Here is a 19,464-nt window from a genome sequence, read left to right on the forward strand (position 1 = left end):
AGTTATCATTTGCGTATAATCTTCATTACCGTGATCTCTAATGGCACTGGGGCCGTATAACTTAGTCGGCATACAGTGACCCGGGAGTGGACTATGTTGGTTTTAATCCCCTTAATCGTATTTATCATTGCGGCTGCGTGCGTCAGCCAACTCAAACTGGCAAGCCTGATGACGGCCCGGCTCAGGATAGTGCTGGCCTGGGGTAGCGCAGGTGTACTGGCACTGGCAAAAGTCTATGCAGGTCTGAGCCTGGCTTCAGCACTGGCGGTGTTCATTGTGGCCGGAGGTATTTTGCATTTGGTGAGTTCGCTGGACCCCAATCACGACACCTGAACCTTGTTGTTTAAAAGTGTTTCAAAAGATAAATACCCGCTGATTTTCAAGCACATTATTTGCCATACTAGGTCCTGATTCGGATCACTTCATCGAGGATGAGAATGGCTGTGCGATTGATGAACTCACCCGCTGCGTTACTGTGCGTCGCGTTGTTACTGCTTTTTTATACCACACTGGTACGTGCCGGGGACTGGCAGACCCTGCATACTGAACATTTCAGGGTGCATTATACACCTGCACAACAGGATTGGGCGCGCTCAGCGGCTGTCGAGTTAGAGCTGGTCAGAACGCTGGTTTTGCAGCAACAAGGCCGGGCACTGGACAGCATAGCCGATGTCGTGGTGTTTGATCCCATCAATGGTGCCAATGGCTTTGCACTGCCGAGTACAGACACGCCTTTGATGGCGTTATTTACCACACCGCCTCAATCAGACTCGGTGATTGCAAACAGCCCGGGCTGGCAGCAGTTGCTTATCCTCCATGAATACATTCATCTGGTGCACTTATCTCAGCCCAGTCGCAGCCGGTGGCGACAGCATCTGCGTGACTGGTTTGATATCTATGATCTGTCCAGTGCGGTGTTGCCGCGCTGGGTCGCTGAGGGGTATGCCACGTTGCTGGAGTCACGCCTGACCGGCCGGGGGCGGCTCTATGACAACTACAGCGAAGCACTGCTGCGCGCTTTTGCCCGCCAGGGCGCATTGCTGTCGTATGGCGCACTGAGCAATGGCGACGGCAGCTATCGTTCCGGTGCTATGGCTTATTTACTGGGTGTGCGGTTTCTGGCCTGGCTTGAAGACAACCATGGCAAAGAAACGCTGGATGCGGTCTGGACCCGCGTACACGGGGTTCAAAAACGTAATTTTGAAACGGCGTTTAAAGGGGTTTTCGGACAAAGTGCAGGTCAGCTGTATCGGCGCTTTATTGCCGAATTTACATACCAGGCGATGACGCAGGAACGCGATCTGGCCCTGTTAAACAGCCCGTTGTGGTTTGAGCCTGATTTTGCGGCGAGCGATGCAGTGCTGTCGCCAGATGGACTGCAAATTGCCATGACCGAACGCGATCGGGAGGGAGAGACCTGGCTCAGAGTCTACAAAACCGAAGACAATGAAGAAGCAAAAAAGGCCTTTGAGAAAGCCCAGCAGGCGATACTGGCGGCTGATCCGGCAGACATTGCCGATAAACCGCCTGAGGTCTTTGAACGTGAGCTTGTCGCACAGCTGGCAGCCAGCGATTTTTCTGGCATTCTTTATCCGCAATGGGCTGATAAAGACACCTTATACTTTGTGGCGCGTGCCCGGGTCGATGAAGTCCGGGACAACCGGGTTAACGATCTGTATCGCTGGCATATACCAAGTGGCGCGGTTACCCGGTTAACCCAGTCACTTGGGATAAGGCGTTTTACACTGCTGGATGCAGACACCCTGTATGCCGAGCAAGTGCGCAGTGGGTTCTCTGAACTGGTACGGGTGGAGATCAGCAGCAATTCGGTCAAACCGCTGTTTTCCCGCGATCTGGGTACTGTGTATGACTACCCGCAGCTGGCACCCGATAAACGTCAGCTGGCGTACCTTAAAACCACGCTGAATGGCAATTGGCAGTTGTATATACAAGATTTGCAAAGCGCAGAAGTGCGCACTGTACCTATGCCTGAGGGTTATCAGTATCTGACGGCGCCAGCCTGGCAGCATCAAGGTCAGGGGCTTTATTTTATCGCGGGTCTGCACGGTGAGGTGGGCGTATATCGTTACGACTTGCAGCACAATGCTTTATATCAGGTCGCAAACGGGCAGGCCGTTTTTGAGCAGCTACTGCCGCGTGAAAATGCACCGCTGCTGTACTTGCATACCACACCTTCAGGTACCCGATTGCATGAACTGGATGCTCAGATCGGTGAGCAGCGTGTGGCTAAACTTAGCAGCAGTGCGGCTGTACCTCTTGGTAAAACCGATACCTTTGTACTACCTGATGCACAAATTTATGTGGGCGAGGGGGCGGACATCACGCAGAGCGAGTACCAGTGGCTGGCGCAAGATGCCTCCGCGGCATTATCGCTGCAGGGCAGCAGTGCGGTCAGCGAGTTACTGAGTGTCGGGGTCAAAGGCAGCGATCTGCTCCAGCATTTATCATGGCAGTTGGGGCTGGCTCAAAGCGGCGACAATGTGCTGGACGGCAGCTTTGCTGCGCTGCGTTATCGCGCTGGCGACTGGCGCTTTGATGCGCACCTGAGCGACTATCGCTTTGACAGTCGCCGACAGCGTGCACAGGCCGAGCAGGCAAAACTAACAGGTAGTGCGGTGAGTGGCCGTTTGGCCTATGAATGGCGCTCAGGCACCTGGTCGGTGTCGCCGTTTGTGTCCCTTATTCATTTCGATGATCAGGGCCGGGATGCCATAACCACGCAATGGAGCGGACTGGAACAAGGGTGGCACAGCTACCGGCAGGATTTTGCGCTTGGTTATCGGGTCAAAGCCGGCATACTCAGTGGCGATGCCAGGGGCCATGGCTATGACTGGCAAGGGTTTGGTAAGGTCTGGAACTGGCCCTGGTTTGCTGGCGTACAATCTCAGTACCGTGAGTCACAGTTGCTGCGTCTGGGCGGATTCGATAACAATATTCTCAGCGGGCGCACACGCAGCGATCTGGTACTTAGCCCGGAGTTGCCGTTCCAGTTTGCCTCTGGCCGACATTATTACGGCTATGAGCTGGCGACGAGCTGGGCGCTGAATCAGCCCAGATTTTTTATGAAGCAACACCGTTTTGATGGTCAGCGCAGCGCGACCAGTTATGGGTTAAAGTGGCAAATTGATCTGAGCCAGCAGGCACTGGGATGGGCAAACTGGTTCGCACCGGCTGGTGTTACCGATCTGCGTTTTGATTTGGGTGTTGCCCGGGTTGAGAGTGATCTGGCAGAGGATGACCTGCGTGCCTGGCTGGGGCTGTGGTATGCACTATAAGCCGGTACTTTACGGGCCAACGTACGAGGTGATGCTAATTTAACTGGGCGTAGAGGCGGAGATCCCGGATAAACAAAAAGGCAGCTCACGCTGCCTTTTTAGGGAGAAACATAGGAAGTGGGATTACTGGTAATCCGCAACCAAACTCAGACCTGAGTAGGCGTTGTAAGCACGAATGCCAACCCAGTAGCGGCCTGCACCGTCATTACGGGTACAGTTTTCAGTGTTACCCCAACGGTAAGGACGACAGTCATAGGTCGAGGTGGTTGGTTGCTCACCTTTACGTACATACAGATCCGCATCACCGCTGCCACCTGAGATATCGAAGGTGATGTTGGTTGCACCCGCTGGTACGTCGAAGTAGAAGTAAGTCATTTCACCACGAGCAGCAGACAGGTCTGTTCTGGCAACGCCTTTTTGCAGCTGATCTTCACCACCCGGGCCGTATACAGGCACTTGCTTAGTCACGGTTGCAGTTGCACCCGAGTTATCGGTCACAGTCAGTGAAACGCTGTAGTTACCAGCAGCCGCATAGGTGTGGCTGGCTGTCGCACCAAAACCAGTGCCGTTGTCACCATAGCTCCACTCGTACTGAGAAATTGAGCCATTTGGTGAACTTGAGGCGCTGCCGTCAAAGGTACAAGCCAGTTCTGTACAGCTGGACGTGAAGTCAGCGGTAGGCATTGGATCGCTGTTATTGTCGCCATCCGGGATGCCGTTAAAGTGGCTTGATACTTCAGGCCAGATCTTGCTGATCTTAACGCCCTGATTAGTACAACCACCAAAGTGGTGCAAGGCAATGACTTTGTTGCTGGCAGCTGCCAGAACCGGTGAACCTGAAGAACCGCCTATGGTGTCACAGTAGTAGCCCATGTCGGTCCCTGTGCCACGACCATTTGCTGTAACAACATCTGCCTGACACAGGCCATTGCTGTTCTGATCTGATTCAATAGCCAGCTCTTTCGGGTTACCTGCGCCGTGCTGAGGAATGTAGATGCGCTCGCCTTGCGTTGCATCACGTACGTCCAGGCCAAAGTAGCCAAATGGCTGTGCTTTGTTGAATTCATTGATGGTGAACAGGGTGTAGTCCAGCGTGTAGTCAGAAGACAGGAAGTCTTTACCGGTTACTTTGACCACTGTCTCCAGGTTTGAGCCATTACAGCTGGTGTGCTGGTAGTTAAACCACACCTCAGTGTTGGCCAGCTCAGAGGCAGAACCCACACAGTGCTCGTTGGTGAACATGCGGTTGTCCGGGCCAACACGCCAGCCAGTACACAGGCCGCTACCATTCATTAGCAGGCGGGCAACCGGGCGTGAACGCTCAAACTCAGTTGGGTTTGATCCTGCCCAGCACTGTACATCGCGGCGCTCATTCACACCACAAGTTGACTCAATGCCCACATCTGTTGATGCGTTCATGGTTTCCAGCATAGGTGTGTTTTCAATGCCGTGGTCATAAAAATCAATCACAGCTGGTGCAATGGTTTGTGCAGACATCAGGGTTGAGTTTGACGCTGTACCCGGTGTGTATTCAACGACTGCGGTATCTGCAGAAATTGACATTGCAGAGAAGCTGCTAACGCCGTCATCGCCCAGTTTGGCATTGACCGTCGCGGCACGCATATTCGCTTCGGTATATTCGTAACGCTCGCTGCCGTCCTTTGAACGTACAACCAGCTTGCCACCATTTGCCAGGTTCACATTTTTAAAGTGTAGTTTGATGTAGCTGGCATCTGGGTGCGTAATGGTGCGGGTGATCACGGCACTGCCCGTGCTGCTCATTGTCGCAAATTCCTGAGAGAGAGACAGGTTTGCGTCGGCACGTGCACCAATGATGGTTTTGTTAGCCTTACTGGTGTATTGCAGCATTTGTGCTTCTGTGAGTGGCGCGGTGTTTTGTGCCAGTGCTGCGGTTGAGAGTAAGCCTAGCGCAGATACAAGATAGGTTAGTTTCATTGCTGTTCCTTTTCACTTGTTGTTGAATGATTTTTTAGAATAAAAAGTTATTGAATAAATTTCGCACAGGTACAAAGGTAATCATAAATATTATTTTTGTAAAGAAAGTGATAATAAAAATTTAATCAAGTGAGTTTCCACTGCGCTGTTAAACACTGTTATTTCGTACAATCGGGGGCGAAAATTTTTATTCCAGGCGGCCGCATTTTCCGTATTTATCCCTTTTTTAGCTAAAAAAGGGACGATTTTCCGTTAATTCCCACAGTATGCTGGCTGTTTTACTGCTTTGAACGTTCAGGCACATCAGTCCGTTGAGCCCCATAGGTGCAAAGCATAAAGTTTAACGGTTAATTTACATGTGCGTCAGTGGATGACCAATAGGGTGTCATGCTGAGGTAATAACTAAGAGGGCAGAAGCAGCCAGGGTTGCACGTCTGGCACCAGCCTGGCTGTCGGGTAGATAAGTGAGAAAAAGCGCACTAATGCTGAGCGTTGTGGTGTGGCTGTCAGAGGCGTTGGATACGTTTACGATAACGGCGGGGAGCGCTTTCGAATTCGTTCCGCCTAGTTTCCCGCACCGTCCGGCACGGAAGTTTATATAGCAAGCATGCCAGGCCGACATGCCGTATTTGATACGAGCACAGTCCGGCGACAACATTGAGCCGTTATCCGCATTTGAGGCGAGCTTAGCCCAACGCCAGCACAGAGCTGTTATCCGCATTTGAGACGAGCATAGCCCGACGCCAGCACCGAGATAATATCCCGTATTTAAGACGAACTTAGCCCAACGGCAGCATCGAGTCGTTATCCGCATTTGATACAAGCACAGCCCAACGGCAGCATCGAGCCGTTATCTGCATTTGATACGAACACGGCCCAACGGCAGCACCGAACCGTCATCCACATTTGATACGAGCATAGCGCGATGACAACACCGAGTCGTCATCCCGTACTTGATACGGGATCTACTCAACGGCAACACTGAGCTGTGAAATATCATATTCTATGAATCAATTCATAATTTAAAACAACTAAAAGTGCACTTAGTTATTTTTATTTATTTCTGACATCTCCTGATTTACTGCTCATTTAAATCGCAATGCGCCTGTGTTGTTCTATTAACTTTAGCAGAGGCTAGCTGGGCAATTTCAGAGCGTTGTTTCTGCCAACGACAGTACTCTTCATTTTTAATGAATAAATTAATAAGCTCGAATGTTTAACCTGTATAGGGTACTTTTTTCTTTTTCTCAAAAGGGGGATCGAACGGTACCATTCTAGGTAAGGTTGATCTATCGGGATCTCCACTGACTCCACCTGCAACCTGAGTCAATAAAACACGTTTAATTATTTTCATATTGTAAAGTTCCTTGCGTTCTTTTAATCACAAAAATGTATGTAATAAGTGATAGAGATTGCAATACATGAAGTGCATACATAACGGGTACCCAAACATGGTGATAAATGAATGGATATTCAAGAATCTTATAATAATAGAGTTGAATTTCAATCCACTGTGCACCGCAAAGTATCATAGATACAAGAGCTAACACATAATATGCACATTCAGGTACAGTCAATGAATAGTTTTCTCCTGCAAGCTTAAAGAAATTTAAGCCTGAAGCCTTGTGTAGTCTGCGAGCAAGTACGCTGCGAGTCAAAAGAAGTAACAAGTACAAAATGTTAGCGAATAACAGCCATAAGTAATAATGCTGAGTCCACTGAATGGCAATTGGCTTTACTGTAGCTTCAATTGACTGCACTAAAATAAGAATTAAAAACAGCCACCTGGCGTTATAGTGCTGCCATGTCATGATTAGTCCAATCAGTGTTACGGAAGAGAGCAATACCTCAACAATATGCATTAGTCTTCTCCCTTGTCTTCTGCGTTTGGTTCCATAGGTGGTTTTGTCTGTAATGGTTTTTTTGTTGTTCTTTTTTCGGCGTTATCGGCAAGTAAACCAAAAAAGCTTTTCCAGTCTTTGCCGAAGATCATCAGAATATCCAGCAGCTGTTCCAGGTCCATAATGGTTTTACCACTTTCCCAGTTTGAGATAGTGGATTGGTCGACCGGGACGGACATTTTTTTAGCCAGCTCGGCTTGCGACATTTTTTGTTGTATTCGCAGACTACGCAGTGACGCCTGAATGTCCCGTCGGGCGCTGTTTAGCCAGTTCAATCGTTGACGTGTATTCATTGTACATCCGTATATGAATATTAAAACAGTGAAGTTACATTTTGTTTCTTTTTATTATACCTAGTGTAATTTAACAGCTGTTTAAAAAATGTAAAGTGTTAAAGGGTTGATTTGTACCCAAAAATTTTTATCGTGACGGAACAAAAGTGTGTATAAGCGGTATGTGTTTAGGTAAAAACTATTAATTATAAAGGCTTTTTCGAATACTTGCCTTGACCAGATGAGCTGGGAAACTGTTGAAACTTTATGAATGCATTCATAGTGCATAGATATTATTATGTAAACAGATTTGGATTTTTATTGTGCATTATCGTACGATGAAGCTTTTTCAACTCCCCGTGTGTCGGGGCTCGGTGTGAATTAAACGTCACATTTTTTGGTTTGCTTTTTCACTTTTCGCCCGCTTGTTTTCCTTATTCAGACTGTTTTATCAAGCCAATACACCAGCCTGATCTGTGCTCTTACCAGTTTTGCAGACAGTAAAACTCATCCTTTTTACCCAGTCTGAGTCCATAGTCATTGCACAATTGTGGCTTATAAATTCCATGATCAAGATTTCTTTGCGCAAATCTTTACCTAACTCATGGAGACTAACATGGTGGTTTATCAAAAGGCACTCCTGGCAGCGGCGCTGTCGCTGACCTTGCTGCCCAACAACGCGCTTGCCACGCGGCTGGCTGCACCTGGCGCTTACTGTAATGGCCTGGATCGGACCCAGATAGACATCGGCGAGCATGTTGAAAATCAATATATGATTTATCTGGCATTGAGCCCTAAGCTGGCTGACACCGCGCTGACCGTGAGGGGAACTCAGAATTCTATTGTGGTCTCGTACGGTGGCCGCTGTGAAGTGCTCAACGGCACTAGCTATAACGGGCTACACGTGAACCTGCCGGACAGTGGTGAATATTACAATGGTGCGAACCTGGATTTTCATCAACAGGTTTATGGTGGTGAAGGGAACGACACTATTCTCACCGGCAATAAAGTCGATTACGTGTATGGAAACGGCGGTAATGACCAGATCCATACGTTTAGAGACTATGAGCGCGTGGATGGCGGCGCCGGCGCAGACTGTGTTGAAGAAGGGGATGAAGGCACGATCCAGAGCCGATTCGAAAATGTTGAATCAACCAGCTGTGCCAACTATGCACCGGCCAGTTGTGAAGGCCTGGATCGTTCAAAAATAGCTGTTGCCGATGATAACTCCTTAAACCCATATATGAATTACCTGTCGGTATCACCGAATGTAAGTGGTGAGAAGCTGACCGCCGAAGGCGATGATGCGCTGGTCACTGTGTATTACGCTGGCAGCTGTGAAACTTTCGATGTGAGCAATCATAACGGCTTCCAGGTGAACCTGGCCGATAGCGGTGAAGAATATGACGGTACAGCGCTGAACTGGCACCAGCTGGTTTACGGCGGTGATGGTAATGACACCATCTTAACCGGTAATAAAGTGGACTATGTCTATGCCGGTAAAGGCGACGACACCATTTACACTTATGGCGACTATGAAAAAGTGGATGGTGGTACGGGCATGGACTGTCTGACGGAAGGGTCGAGCGGCAGTATCCAGAGTAATATCAGTGGCATCGAGCAATATTCCTGTACGCCGGCGGGTAATGTACCAGACAGCCTGACGGCCGCATACGCGCGTTGTCATATGCAGACCGGCAGTTTCGACAGTGAGCTGAATAATGGAGTGTGGAAACTACGCGCGCTGGACAGCAATCTGACCCTGTTTGTCGAAGAGCACGACGAGTATGTGTTTGCTTACTCGGCAGGCTATCAGCACTGTGCCTTCAGCAACGCCGTAGAAGAAGTTGAGGTGCAGTTGTCAAATGGCAACGATACCCTGTCGGCGAGCGGCGTTGGTCGCGATATGACAGTGTATGGCCTCAATGGTAATGACACTATCCAGACTGGTCGTGGTAATGACCTGATCTTTGGTGGCGACGGTAAAGACAAGATCCGCGCAGGCGACGGTAACGACTGGGTTGCCGGTGGCTCTGAGATTGAGACTGATCACGATGGTGTGGTACATCGCGTACGCATCAGCGGTTACAATAATGATGGTGCAGACGACATTAAAGGTGAAAACGGCGACGATGTGCTGTTTGGAAACCGGGATGGCGATGACATCTCAGGTGGTGATGGGGAAGATATCATCTTTGGTAATGATGGTAACAAAGACCGTCTGTCTGGTAATTCAGGCGCCGACATCATTGTTGATTCCGGTGGTGGCTCATGGGGCAACCGGGCTAAATCCTGGGGCGGCAGTGGTCAGGACATTTTGGTGTGTGAACGCGGCCATTGTGAACTCAGCGGCGGTGGCAGCAAAGACTTCTTAGCAGCAATTTCTACTTTCTCAGATATTGGTCTGTATGGCGGCGGTGGCGGCGATATTCTCTTCGTACGGGGTGATGAGTTTCCCTCTGGTACTGGTGGCAGCGGTAACGATGTGATCTATAACGAGTGGAGTAAACGCGACGTCAGTGGTTATGTGAGCAGTGCCAAGCATAGATCAGGCTACTTTGACCGTGCGGTGCGTAAAGCCGGCACTGGTATGTCGTCACGTCACGAAGAAGTACTCAGACTTAAGCAGTTTTACAATGAGAAAGGCTACAGTGAATTTAAAGGCCGTATCGCGGATCTGGTTGACGAGGACACCTTTGAGGCCTGGCTGAAAAATCGTAGTAAGAGTGTGTACGACTTACAGTAAATCCATCGCTGCAACGCTTGCCCGATGAGGGTAGGCGTCAGGCAGCGATTCTCATCATTTATGGCCCGTGACAAGGCCATCTAAGCCCGAGACCTAGGGAAGTCAGCGTGACTTCCCTATTTACTTTTCCGCCCCGCCCAACTTGTTTCAGTTCATTGTGCTACATCTGGCCGGTGTGCGTTTCAATTCCGGAAAAATTGTCCGGTTCTGCCCAAACACGTATCTTATAAATAGTAAGATGCTGATATTTAATGGATAAATTTCTGGCATGAAATTGGCTCCAGGGGGATAGAATCAAGATACCCGGAGCAAACATGGATCTAATTAAACCGCCTAAACCCACCCGCCGCTGGCGTCGCTGGATGTGGGCTCTGGTGCCCGTTATTTTTGCGGCGAGTGTGTGGCTGGTCGGTCCCAGCGATCAGAGCACTCGACTGGGGCGTCACGAGGTGCTGATAGCGACAGTGGAATATGGACCGCTGGCGATTGGTGTCGACAGCTTTGGTGTACTGCGCAGTGCAGAGCAACACTTGATCACAGCCGACAGCGATGCCGTGGTGAAACAGATCCACCTCAAAGCGGGGGCCTCGGTATCTGTCGGGGAGATTATTGCAACGCTTGATAACCCGGACCTGTCACTGGCGGTGGCGCAGGCACAACAGGCTTTGCAGGACAGTGATATGGCGCTGCAACAGCTGACACTCAATCAGCAGCGGGAATTTCTCAGTGAACAGACATTACTGGATAAACTAACCGGGGATCTGGCAACTGCCCAGCTAAGGCAGCAGGCCGAGCAGGGACTGGCTGAAAAAGGGATCATCTCACAACTGGCGTTTGCCCAGACTCAGTCTCGTGTTGCTAATCTGGCCCGTCAAATGCGAAGCGCACAACAGCGTCTGGAGCAGCTAAAAAAGCTTCATGCCAGTGCGCAGCAGCTGGCATCGCAGCGCATTGTTATCCGGCGCCAGGAGCTGGCGCGCAGCCGTGCTAGGTTAGCTGCCCTGACGATCACGGCGCCCGTAGCGGGTATTTTGGAGCGGATGCCGCTGGCTGTGGGTCAGCGATTGAGTGTGGGCGACGAAACCGCGTTGATCGGCAGTCAGACGCATTTACTCGCCGAGCTGCAGGTGCCGCAATCCCAGGTACAAAAAGTCGCACCAGGTCAGGCTGTGACGGTGCGGATCCGCGACCAGCATGTGAATGGCACGGTAGGTCGTATCGATCCTGTGGTGGTTGATAACAGTGTCAAGGTAGAAGTGGTGTTGCCCCAGGCGCTGCCGAAAGCAGCCCGGCCGATGCTGAGCATAGATGCAAGCATTACTGTGGCGCAGCTCGAACAGGCGCTGTATATCCGCCGTCCGGCAAATGTGCGTGAACAACAAACAGCTCAGATGTACAGGTTATCGCAGGATGGTTCGACCGAGCTGAAAACTGTGCGTTTTGGTGCAACGGCTGGTCGTTTTGTGGTGATTGAGCAGGGGGCCGGGAAAGGTGAACGCCTGATTATTTCCGATCTGAGTAATCTGGCGCAGCAGGGCGTGCAAGTCGCGCTGGATTAAGGTTTTAAGGGTCAAATATGGCACAATGGGGTGCCGATTTGTCAGCGGGGAAAATATGACACATATAATAGAAATGAAGCACATCAGCAAAGTGTTTGAAACCGAAGAATTGCAAACCCATGCGCTAAGACAGGTAAGCCTGACGGTAGATGAAGGAGAGTTCGTTTCAATATCAGGCCCTTCTGGGTGTGGTAAATCCACTTTATTGTCTATCATGGGCTTGCTGGACGAAGCCAGTGGCGGGCAATACCTGATCCAGGGCACCGAGGTGAGCACTTTGACCGCAGATCAGAGTGCCGAGTTAAGAAACCGTCATATCGGGTTTATTTTTCAGTCTTTTAATCTGATAGATGAGTTGTCGGTATTTGATAATGTGGCATTACCACTGCGTTATAGCAGCGAGAAAAGGTCGCGTGAGGCGGTACAGCATGCGGTGCACAGCTGTCTGGAAAAAGTCGGACTGTCTCATCGTGCCGCTCATAAGCCCGATCAGCTCTCAGGTGGTCAGCAGCAGCGCGTGGCCATTGCCCGGGCATTGGTGGCCAATCCCAGTATTTTGTTGGTCGATGAACCCACAGGTAATCTGGACTCAAAAAGTGGTGATGCGGTGATGCAGCTGATTGCGCAGTTGCATCAACAGGGCACCACCATTTGCATGGTGACACATGACCCCAGATATGCCGACATGGCGCCCAGGCAGATACGTTTGCTGGACGGTGAAATCGTGGGTGGCAGCCATACGCGCGAGTCAGCACATAGTGCGACTGCCTGAGGGAGCGCGGCGAGATGTTGTTAGATCTTCAGGATGCGGTGCGGGCACTGTATAACCGCTGGCGAATGACCCTGGTCTTTGTCACCTTACTGTCCAGTGCGATGACGGCTTTGCTGGTCGCCGGAGTTGTCGCCTGGCAGGCCCATGGCCCTTTACCTTATGATGAGCCTGAGCGACTAGCCTGGGTAGAAGGGACGCTGTTTAATGAGCAGGGTGAAACCACATTGAGCGCGTCTTTGTCGGCGCCAGCAGCCTGGACCTTGCACCAGACGCCGGATCTATTCGAGGTGTCTTCCCCGGTATTTTACACCGATATGTTGTACCTTAATCATGCAGAGCACCCCCGTATTTCAGCGGCTTTGGTTGAACCCGGTTACTTTTCATTATTTACGATGCCGCTGCAAAGTGGACACTACTTTTCAGCCTCGACAACACAAGGTCTGCAGCCTCAGAGCGTCGCCCAGGCCATTGTCAGTGCCCGTTTTGCTCGCGAGTATTTAGCAACGCAAAAAGCTGCGGGACAGATACTTCAATTCGATGACCAGCGTTTTCAGGTGGTGGGTATTCTCGCTGAAACCAGCCAGGAGCCTGAGCTCTTTCGGGCAGCACAACACAGCGATGTGTTCTTGCCTTTTTTCAGTCATACCGCAACTGACATGACGCCCTTTGCACACATGGCAATCCGCAATAATGTGATGCTGGTTGGCCGGACCTTGCCACAGGCCAGTGCAGTCTTGCAGGAGCAGGCGCAGATACTCAGCGCTCAGGTCAATGAACTGGCAAAGCAATATGGTTTTGGGGAGACAAAGCTGACGCTGGCGCTTCGTCCGCTCACGATTAAGCTCAAAGGGGCGCTTCAGGAAACCGGACGCTGGCTGCTCGGCGCTGCGATCGGTGTCATTGTAGTGACGCTGTGTAATTTGTTCGCTCTATATCTATTAGACTTTAAAAGCCGTCAGTCACAACTGGCGCTGCATCTGGCCCTGGGTGCCCGCCAGTCTCGTTTATTTCGTCAGGTGCTGATGCATGCAACGGCCTTATTTGCGCTGTCTGCTCTGGTGGCGACGGCATTGGCGCCGGTGTTGTTGGCACTGGTGCAATATTGGGGTCATGCCGTATTGGGAAGCATTACCTGGCTGAACGTATCGTGGTCAGCGTATCTGGCTATGTGGCTGGTGGCTCTAGGTCTGGCCTGGGGGTTTGCCCGCAGTGTCTTTCTCTTTGTTGATTTGCGAGGCCTGAGGCAGCAGCTCAGCGGCTCAGGTAAAGGGCAGGCCAGGCAGTTACCTGGCTGGCTCAGCCAGTTACTGGTTAATGGCCAGCTGACAGTAGGGACTGTGGTCTTGTGCTTTAGTATCTGGCTGTTAAGTCATTATGGAGCACAAATGAATACCGCCCAGGGCTTTGATGACCATGGCCTGGTGCACCTACAGCTACAGCAGCTGGACTTTGAGCGTAGCGAACAAAAAGCACGGGCCAGGCGTCAGCTTAGCGAGGCCAATATTGAGGCATTGCTGACACAGCCTCAGATAGCAGCAGTGAGCCTTGCAGCGAATCATCCGCTGGAGATGTCCTGGGTTGAACCTATAGGGACTAGCCCCGATTCTGCGCAGCAGTTGACTGCTTTTGGGCAGTGGACTGGTGAGGGCTATTTTGCAACCGTCGGACAAAATATCCTTGCGGGCAGTGAGTTCAGTGCACAGCAGCTTACCCTGGATGCGCCTGCAGAGGCCGTGATCCTTTCCCTGAGTCTGGCAACCAAACTGGGGCTAACGCTCGAAGATGTTGGCACCACCTTGTATTCTCGAAATCAGCGCCCGGTAAGGTTACAGGCCATTGTTGCGGATATTTACTCTCCCACCCTGGGCACCCCGGATATTGTTTACTTGCCACATAACTTCTTTGTCACCAATCTGGTGGTCAGATTAGTGCCAGGGCAAAAGCTGGCAAAATCTGATCTGAATGCGCTACTGCGCGTACAAGACAGTACACAAAGCGTGTTTCAGGTCGTGGATATGACCCGACAGTCTCGTGCTATGAGCAAATTAGCCAGATTAAGCGCCTACACCGGCAGTGCATTGAGTGCGCTCATGATCTTGCTGGTTGGGGTAGGTCTGTATGGCTTGCTGGGCTACCTGGCATTGCTGCATAAACCGGTATGGCAAATAAAGTGGCAGCTGGGTGCGAAGACGGGCACATTAATGTCAGAGCAGCTACTTGGTCGTGTCTGTAAGGTCCTACCAGTTGCTTTTGTGTCTTTTTTGTTACTTTATTTATTGTGTTGGTTTCTCGGTATGGCGTGGCTGGGATTGGCTGCAAGCTTTGTAATTGCAGTTACTTTTATGTTTTTAATGGTTTTATTCTTGGATTACTACCACACTAAAAGTCAACTGAAGAGTTTTCTCTGAATTAGTAACAGATTCTTACAAATGTCACGTTATTGAACGTCAGTATCTTGGTAAGATAGTGGGTAGGAAAATATCAATAGGTAAAGTCATGAAAGCACAAGCACTAAAATGGATCTTTCCCTTTGTTGCGCTAGGCCTTGGGGGGGCAGGTTTCGCAGCCGTGAATGCGGTGGCAAAAAGCGAAGAAGAACAACAGGTCGTAGATACGCGTCCGGTGGTACAGGTTGAGTCGGTTCAGGCACAGGATCATCAGGTACTGATCCAAAGCTATGGCGAAGTTATGCCGTTGGAAACAACGCAATTGTCTGTTCAGGTTGCAGGAGAGGTCGTGTACTGGCACCCCAGCTTTGTAGCAGGTGGCGTAGTAGCTAAGGGCGATGTGTTGCTTAGCATTGAGAAAGACAACTACGAAGCTGCGGTACTGCAAGCGGAAGCCCAGTTAGCCAGTGCACAGGCTGCATTGATCGAAGAGCAGGCACAGGCTGAGGTAGCGGCAGATGAAGCCAAACGCTTCCCAAACAAAAAGCATACCGATCTGTTTTTACGCAAGCCTCAGGTAATGAGTGCCAAGGCTGCGGTTAAATCGGCCAAAGCAGCACTGATGCGTGCACAGCGTGACCTGGACAATTGTGACGTTGTCGCCCCATTCAATGGTTTAATTGTGTCTCGTGACGTAGGCCTGGGTCAGTTTGTCTCAACAGGCAGTGTTGTGGCGCAGCTGAATAACATTGAGCAAGCTGAAGTGGTGATCCCGATTGCTGGATTCGATTCTGTATTTTTGCCAGAAACAGTCAGCGGGACAAAAGCGACCATATTCAACAAAGGGGTGAGTGGTTTTTCTCGCGAAGCATACATTGATCGCGACTTGGGTACGGTAGACACTCAGACCCGAATGAGCAACCTGGTGGTGCGTATTGACGACCCATATGGTCTGAACAGCGATCAACCTAAAGTGAAGTTTGGTACCTATGTTCAGGTGAGCTTCCTGGGCAAAACCCTCAAGCAGATTTACCGTTTACCTCAGGAGCTGGTGAATAACCAAACCGTGTGGTTGTTAAATGACAATGCTGAACTGGAACCCAGACAAGTACAAGTTGTCCGCGAAGAAGGGGAGTATTTCCTGGTTGCAGATGGGTTGAGCAACAGTGACAAAGTGGTCGTGACTTTACCTGAATATCCACAGCGCGGTATGGCTGTAAAAGTGGCAGGGGCCGATCAGTCAAACACACAGGGCACCAGCCTGGAAAAGCTATAACGGCAGGGACGGACAATGAGTGAACAACATACACCCAGGCAAACAGGGCTAATCGCCTATTTTGCAAATAACTCGGTCGCTGCCAATCTGATGATGGGTTTTATCCTCATCATGGGGATCATCAGTTACTTTACGATCCAGCGGCAGATGTTTCCGAGCATTGAACTGAATCTGATCTCAGTTAATGCAACTTACCCAGGTGCTTCACCACAGGAAATCGAAGAGAGTATCCTGATTAAAGTCGAAGAAGCCCTTAAGGACGTGACGGAGATAGACAAAGCCGTTTATCGTTCGTTCCGCAACGGGGGGAGCGTTCAGCTGGAAATAGACACCAGCGCTGAGCTGGCCGATGTGGCCGATAAAGTGCGCTCGCGGGTCGATGGTATTGCCACTTTCCCGGCGTCGATGGAACCGATCCGAGTACAGCAAATTGAGTTTACACAGGATGTTGTGCAGATGGCGCTGGTAGCTGATCTGCCGTTAACGCAACTCAAGCCGTTGGCGAAAGAAGTTGAAGACGAGCTACTGCAATTGTCTAATATTTCTCTGGTTGATCGGAATACGCCTGAGTACGAAATTGCCATTGAAGTCGATCCAGATGCATTACGTCGTTACAACATGTCAATGCAAGAGGTGGCGGCTGCAATTAGCCGTTACTCAACCAATGTATCGGCAGGTCAGATCCGCACCAATGCTGGCCTGATCTCAGTGCGGGTCGAGAATCAGAAGTACCGCGGTAATGAGTTCCGCCGCATTCCGGTCAAGGTCGGCGCGAACGGCGCGAAAGTGCTGTTGCAGGATGTGGCTGAAATCAAAGACGCTTTTGTTGAAGGTGAGTTTTACTTCAGACTCAACGGGATCAATGCCGCGTATCTGTCGGTCAGGGCAACCAATGATCAAAACATGGTGCCAATTGCCAATACCATCCACTCTTATATTGAAGCAAAGAACAAGACCCTGCCAGAAGGGGTTGAACTGAAAGCCTTTGTTGATATGACCTACTATCTTGAAGCGCGTCTGGACATGATGAAAAAGAACATGTTCCAGGGGGCGATCCTGGTGGCCATTATGCTGACCATCTTCTTGCGCTTTAAACTGGCGTTCTGGGTGATGGTCGGTCTGCCTGTGTGTTTCCTGGGTGCAATCATGATGATGCCAGTGTTTGGGATCAGTATGAATATCGTCTCCCTGTTTGCGTTCATTATGGTTCTGGGGATCGTGGTCGATGATGCCATAGTCATAGGGGAAGCGGCCTATACGGAGATAGAACGTAAAGGACCGGGCGTGAATAATGTAGTGATCGGGGCTAAGCGGGTTGCCACGCCGGCCACCTTCGGCGTACTGACCACCATGGCCGTATTTGCGCCTATGGTGCTCTCAAGTGGACCCGAAGCGGCATTCTTTAAGTCTATCGCCATCGTTGTCATGTTGTGTCTGGCATTCAGCCTGATCGAGTCTAAATGGATCTTACCTGCGCATATTGGTCATACTAAATTCAAGCCTTTGCGTGAAGGCAGCTGGCGTGCCAAATTTAACAAACGCTTCTTCGAATTCGTTAATGGACCTTACCGTAACCTGGTCGAAAAATGTGTGCAATGGCGCTGGACCGTGCTGTGTGGGTTTATCGGTATGCTGGTATTGAGTGTGTCGCTGATCACCTCGAATCAGGTTCGCTTTGTTGCTATGCCTAAAGTGCCACACGATTATCCTATGGTGAAACTGACGCTAAACGACAATGCGTCGGACTCACAAACACTACAAGCGCTCAGCACCATTGAAAGAATGATGCTGGATGTTGAACAAGAGGTGGAGCGAGAGTTTGGTCAGGGTATGATCAAGGACATCATGGTATGGAACGAAGGGCGTACCGAGGGTAACGTACTGGCTGTTCTGGTTGAAGAGGAAGACCGCCCCTTTGATGCCTTTGAACTATCTCGTCGCTGGCGCGAAAATATGCCTGCTATCGCGGGTGTAAAGTCTTTGCTCGTCATTGATGATGTAAATGATGAAGGTCAGGGACAGGGTGAGTTCGGTTATCTGCTGTATGGTCCGGACATAGATATGCTCAACGCTGCGGGCCGACAGTTCATTGCAATGCTACAGCAGGAAAAAGGTCTGTTTGATGTGAGTTCCAGTATTGACCCTGAAAGTAAAGAGGTACAGCTGGCATTGAAGCAGGTTGCATATGATTTAGGACTGAGCCTGTCGGACATTGCTAACCAGGTGGGCATGAGCTTCTATGGTGGCGAAGCCCAGCGGGTGATCCGTGACGGCGAAGAAATCAAGGTTATGGTACGTTATCCACGACTGGACCGGGAGGCCTTCTCGTCACTGAAGCACACGGTCATCACAACACCTGAGGGCAAAGACGTTATGCTGGGTGATGTGGTTGAATTTGTTGAACGCCCGGGGGTGAGCTATATCCGTCGTGAAAACGGCTATCGTACTGTCTATATCTACGGCAATATTGATGAACAGGTTATTGAGCCAAACCAGGTCGTTGAAAACATCAATAAAAATCTGCTGCCAAAATTACTGGAGCAGTTCCCTGAGGTGAAAACCGAACTGGGTGGTGATATTGAAGAAGATCAGGCACAGGCTAATGAGCAGATGATGTTCTTTATTGCTGGTATGTTCATTGTTTACATCTTGCTGGCAGTCCCGCTTAAGAGTTATGGCCAGCCATTAATCATAATGTCTGTAATCCCGTTCAGCCTGGTCGGCGCTATTTGGGGACACTGGTTCTTTGGTTTGGATATGAGCATGATGTCGACTTATGGTCTGATCGCAGCGGCGGGTGTGGTTATCAATGACTCGCTGGTTATGACGGATTATGTGAATCAGGTACGCAAAGAAGGCGTAAAACTCAAAGACGCAGTTGTGGAAGCGGGTTGTGCGCGATTCCGTGCGATCACTTTGACCTCAATCACGACCTTCGCAGGTGTTATGCCGATTATCTTTGAAACCAGCCTGCAGGCGAAGTTTGTTATACCTATGGCGGTATCACTGGGCTTTGCAGTGCTGTTTGCAACGTTAATCACACTTATTCTGGTTCCTTGCCTGTATATCATTTTGCTTGATGTAAAAGCCCTGCTGATTAAGGTGTTTGCTTTCATCTTAGAAGTCTTCATTTTAATGTTAAACAGGCTAAAGCAATTGCTTAACCTTAACGTGGATAAGCGCCCGAGCTAATTGCACGCGTTGTGACAGACTGTTCAGAGGCCAGCATTTGCTGGCCTTTTTCTTTTACAGCTAGAATCTTGCGGCTCGCAGTGAATTAAATGACATCTCTGGCGTTT

At 50.2% G+C, this 19,464-nt stretch carries 12 protein-coding genes; 8 read left to right on the plus strand and 4 right to left on the minus strand.

The window, feature by feature from the left end; translation table 11 throughout:
* The first annotated feature begins 93 nt into the window (after nt 1-93).
* Together CWB99_RS17700 and CWB99_RS17705 are read left to right on the plus strand one after the other, a co-directional pair.
* Nucleotides 94-333 carry a hypothetical protein gene (locus tag CWB99_RS17700; RefSeq protein WP_138552281.1) on the plus strand — a complete coding sequence of 80 codons (240 nt, stop codon included), beginning with the start codon at nt 94-96 and terminating at the stop codon, nt 331-333.
* Between the two features lie 104 nt (nt 334-437).
* Entirely contained in the window at nt 438-3,296 is a 2,859-nt protein-coding gene (locus tag CWB99_RS17705) for a TolB family protein (protein ID WP_138552282.1), read from the plus strand.
* 123 nt (nt 3,297-3,419) lie between these two features.
* Here the strand turns inward: CWB99_RS17705 and CWB99_RS17710 are convergent, their stop codons facing one another.
* The 4 genes from CWB99_RS17710 to CWB99_RS17725 all read right to left on the minus strand — a co-directional run bounded on the left by CWB99_RS17710 (nt 3,420) and on the right by CWB99_RS17725 (nt 7,446).
* Nucleotides 3,420-5,252 carry a PKD domain-containing protein gene (locus CWB99_RS17710; RefSeq protein WP_138552283.1) on the minus strand — a complete coding sequence of 611 codons (1,833 nt, stop codon included), beginning with the start codon at nt 5,250-5,252 and terminating at the stop codon, nt 3,420-3,422.
* Between the two features lie 385 nt (nt 5,253-5,637).
* Nucleotides 5,638-5,973, minus strand: coding sequence for a hypothetical protein (locus CWB99_RS17715; RefSeq protein ID WP_138552284.1), 336 nt, complete (start codon nt 5,971-5,973; stop codon nt 5,638-5,640).
* Nucleotides 5,974-6,592: 619 nt separating this feature from the next.
* Complete coding sequence (locus CWB99_RS17720; RefSeq protein ID WP_138552285.1) at nt 6,593-7,114, minus strand: hypothetical protein; 522 nt, start codon at nt 7,112-7,114, stop codon at nt 6,593-6,595.
* A complete protein-coding gene (locus CWB99_RS17725) occupies nt 7,114-7,446 on the minus strand; it encodes a helix-turn-helix transcriptional regulator (RefSeq protein ID WP_249331979.1) in 333 nt (110 codons plus the stop codon). The genes CWB99_RS17720 and CWB99_RS17725 overlap by 1 nt, the downstream gene beginning before the upstream one ends.
* A 595-nt stretch (nt 7,447-8,041) precedes the next feature.
* Here CWB99_RS17725 and CWB99_RS17730 point away from each other — a divergent pair.
* The 6 genes from CWB99_RS17730 to CWB99_RS17755 all read left to right on the plus strand — a co-directional run bounded on the left by CWB99_RS17730 (nt 8,042) and on the right by CWB99_RS17755 (nt 19,357).
* Nucleotides 8,042-10,171 carry a calcium-binding protein gene (locus CWB99_RS17730; RefSeq protein WP_138552286.1) on the plus strand — a complete coding sequence of 710 codons (2,130 nt, stop codon included), beginning with the start codon at nt 8,042-8,044 and terminating at the stop codon, nt 10,169-10,171.
* A gap of 314 nt (nt 10,172-10,485) precedes the next feature.
* Nucleotides 10,486-11,730 (plus strand): efflux RND transporter periplasmic adaptor subunit, encoded by a 1,245-nt coding sequence (locus CWB99_RS17735; protein WP_138552287.1) that lies wholly within the window; start codon nt 10,486-10,488, stop codon nt 11,728-11,730.
* A gap of 55 nt (nt 11,731-11,785) precedes the next feature.
* Nucleotides 11,786-12,502: an ABC transporter ATP-binding protein gene (locus CWB99_RS17740; protein ID WP_171045385.1), complete on the plus strand. Its 717-nt coding sequence runs from the start codon at nt 11,786-11,788 to the stop codon at nt 12,500-12,502.
* 14 nt (nt 12,503-12,516) lie between these two features.
* The gene (locus CWB99_RS17745; RefSeq protein ID WP_138552288.1) at nt 12,517-14,910 is read left to right on the plus strand and encodes an ABC transporter permease; all 2,394 of its coding nucleotides are present in this window, start codon (nt 12,517-12,519) and stop codon (nt 14,908-14,910) included.
* 88 nt (nt 14,911-14,998) lie between these two features.
* Nucleotides 14,999-16,165, plus strand: coding sequence for an efflux RND transporter periplasmic adaptor subunit (locus tag CWB99_RS17750; protein ID WP_138552289.1), 1,167 nt, complete (start codon nt 14,999-15,001; stop codon nt 16,163-16,165).
* A 15-nt stretch (nt 16,166-16,180) separates the two neighbouring features.
* Entirely contained in the window at nt 16,181-19,357 is a 3,177-nt protein-coding gene (locus CWB99_RS17755) for an efflux RND transporter permease subunit (RefSeq protein ID WP_249331981.1), read from the plus strand.
* Nucleotides 19,358-19,464 lie beyond the last annotated feature (107 nt).

The sequence above is a fragment of the Pseudoalteromonas rubra genome (assembly GCF_005887095.1).
Taxonomy (GTDB): domain Bacteria; phylum Pseudomonadota; class Gammaproteobacteria; order Enterobacterales; family Alteromonadaceae; genus Pseudoalteromonas; species Pseudoalteromonas rubra_E.

Bases quoted from the DNA above. Each gene is read 5' to 3' on its own strand.
- CWB99_RS17700 (WP_138552281.1), top strand. From the start codon at position 94: ATGTTGGTTTTAATCCCCTTAATCGTATTTATCATTGCGGCTGCGTGC.
- CWB99_RS17705 (WP_138552282.1), top strand. From the start codon at position 438: ATGGCTGTGCGATTGATGAACTCACCCGCTGCGTTACTGTGCGTCGCG.
- CWB99_RS17710 (WP_138552283.1), bottom strand. From the start codon at position 5,252: ATGAAACTAACCTATCTTGTATCTGCGCTAGGCTTACTCTCAACCGCA.
- CWB99_RS17715 (WP_138552284.1), bottom strand. From the start codon at position 5,973: ATGCGGATAACAGCTCTGTGCTGGCGTTGGGCTAAGCTCGCCTCAAAT.
- CWB99_RS17720 (WP_138552285.1), bottom strand. From the start codon at position 7,114: ATGCATATTGTTGAGGTATTGCTCTCTTCCGTAACACTGATTGGACTA.
- CWB99_RS17725 (WP_249331979.1), bottom strand. From the start codon at position 7,446: ATGAATACACGTCAACGATTGAACTGGCTAAACAGCGCCCGACGGGAC.
- CWB99_RS17730 (WP_138552286.1), top strand. From the start codon at position 8,042: ATGGTGGTTTATCAAAAGGCACTCCTGGCAGCGGCGCTGTCGCTGACC.
- CWB99_RS17735 (WP_138552287.1), top strand. From the start codon at position 10,486: ATGGATCTAATTAAACCGCCTAAACCCACCCGCCGCTGGCGTCGCTGG.
- CWB99_RS17740 (WP_171045385.1), top strand. From the start codon at position 11,786: ATGACACATATAATAGAAATGAAGCACATCAGCAAAGTGTTTGAAACC.
- CWB99_RS17745 (WP_138552288.1), top strand. From the start codon at position 12,517: ATGTTGTTAGATCTTCAGGATGCGGTGCGGGCACTGTATAACCGCTGG.
- CWB99_RS17750 (WP_138552289.1), top strand. From the start codon at position 14,999: ATGAAAGCACAAGCACTAAAATGGATCTTTCCCTTTGTTGCGCTAGGC.
- CWB99_RS17755 (WP_249331981.1), top strand. From the start codon at position 16,181: ATGAGTGAACAACATACACCCAGGCAAACAGGGCTAATCGCCTATTTT.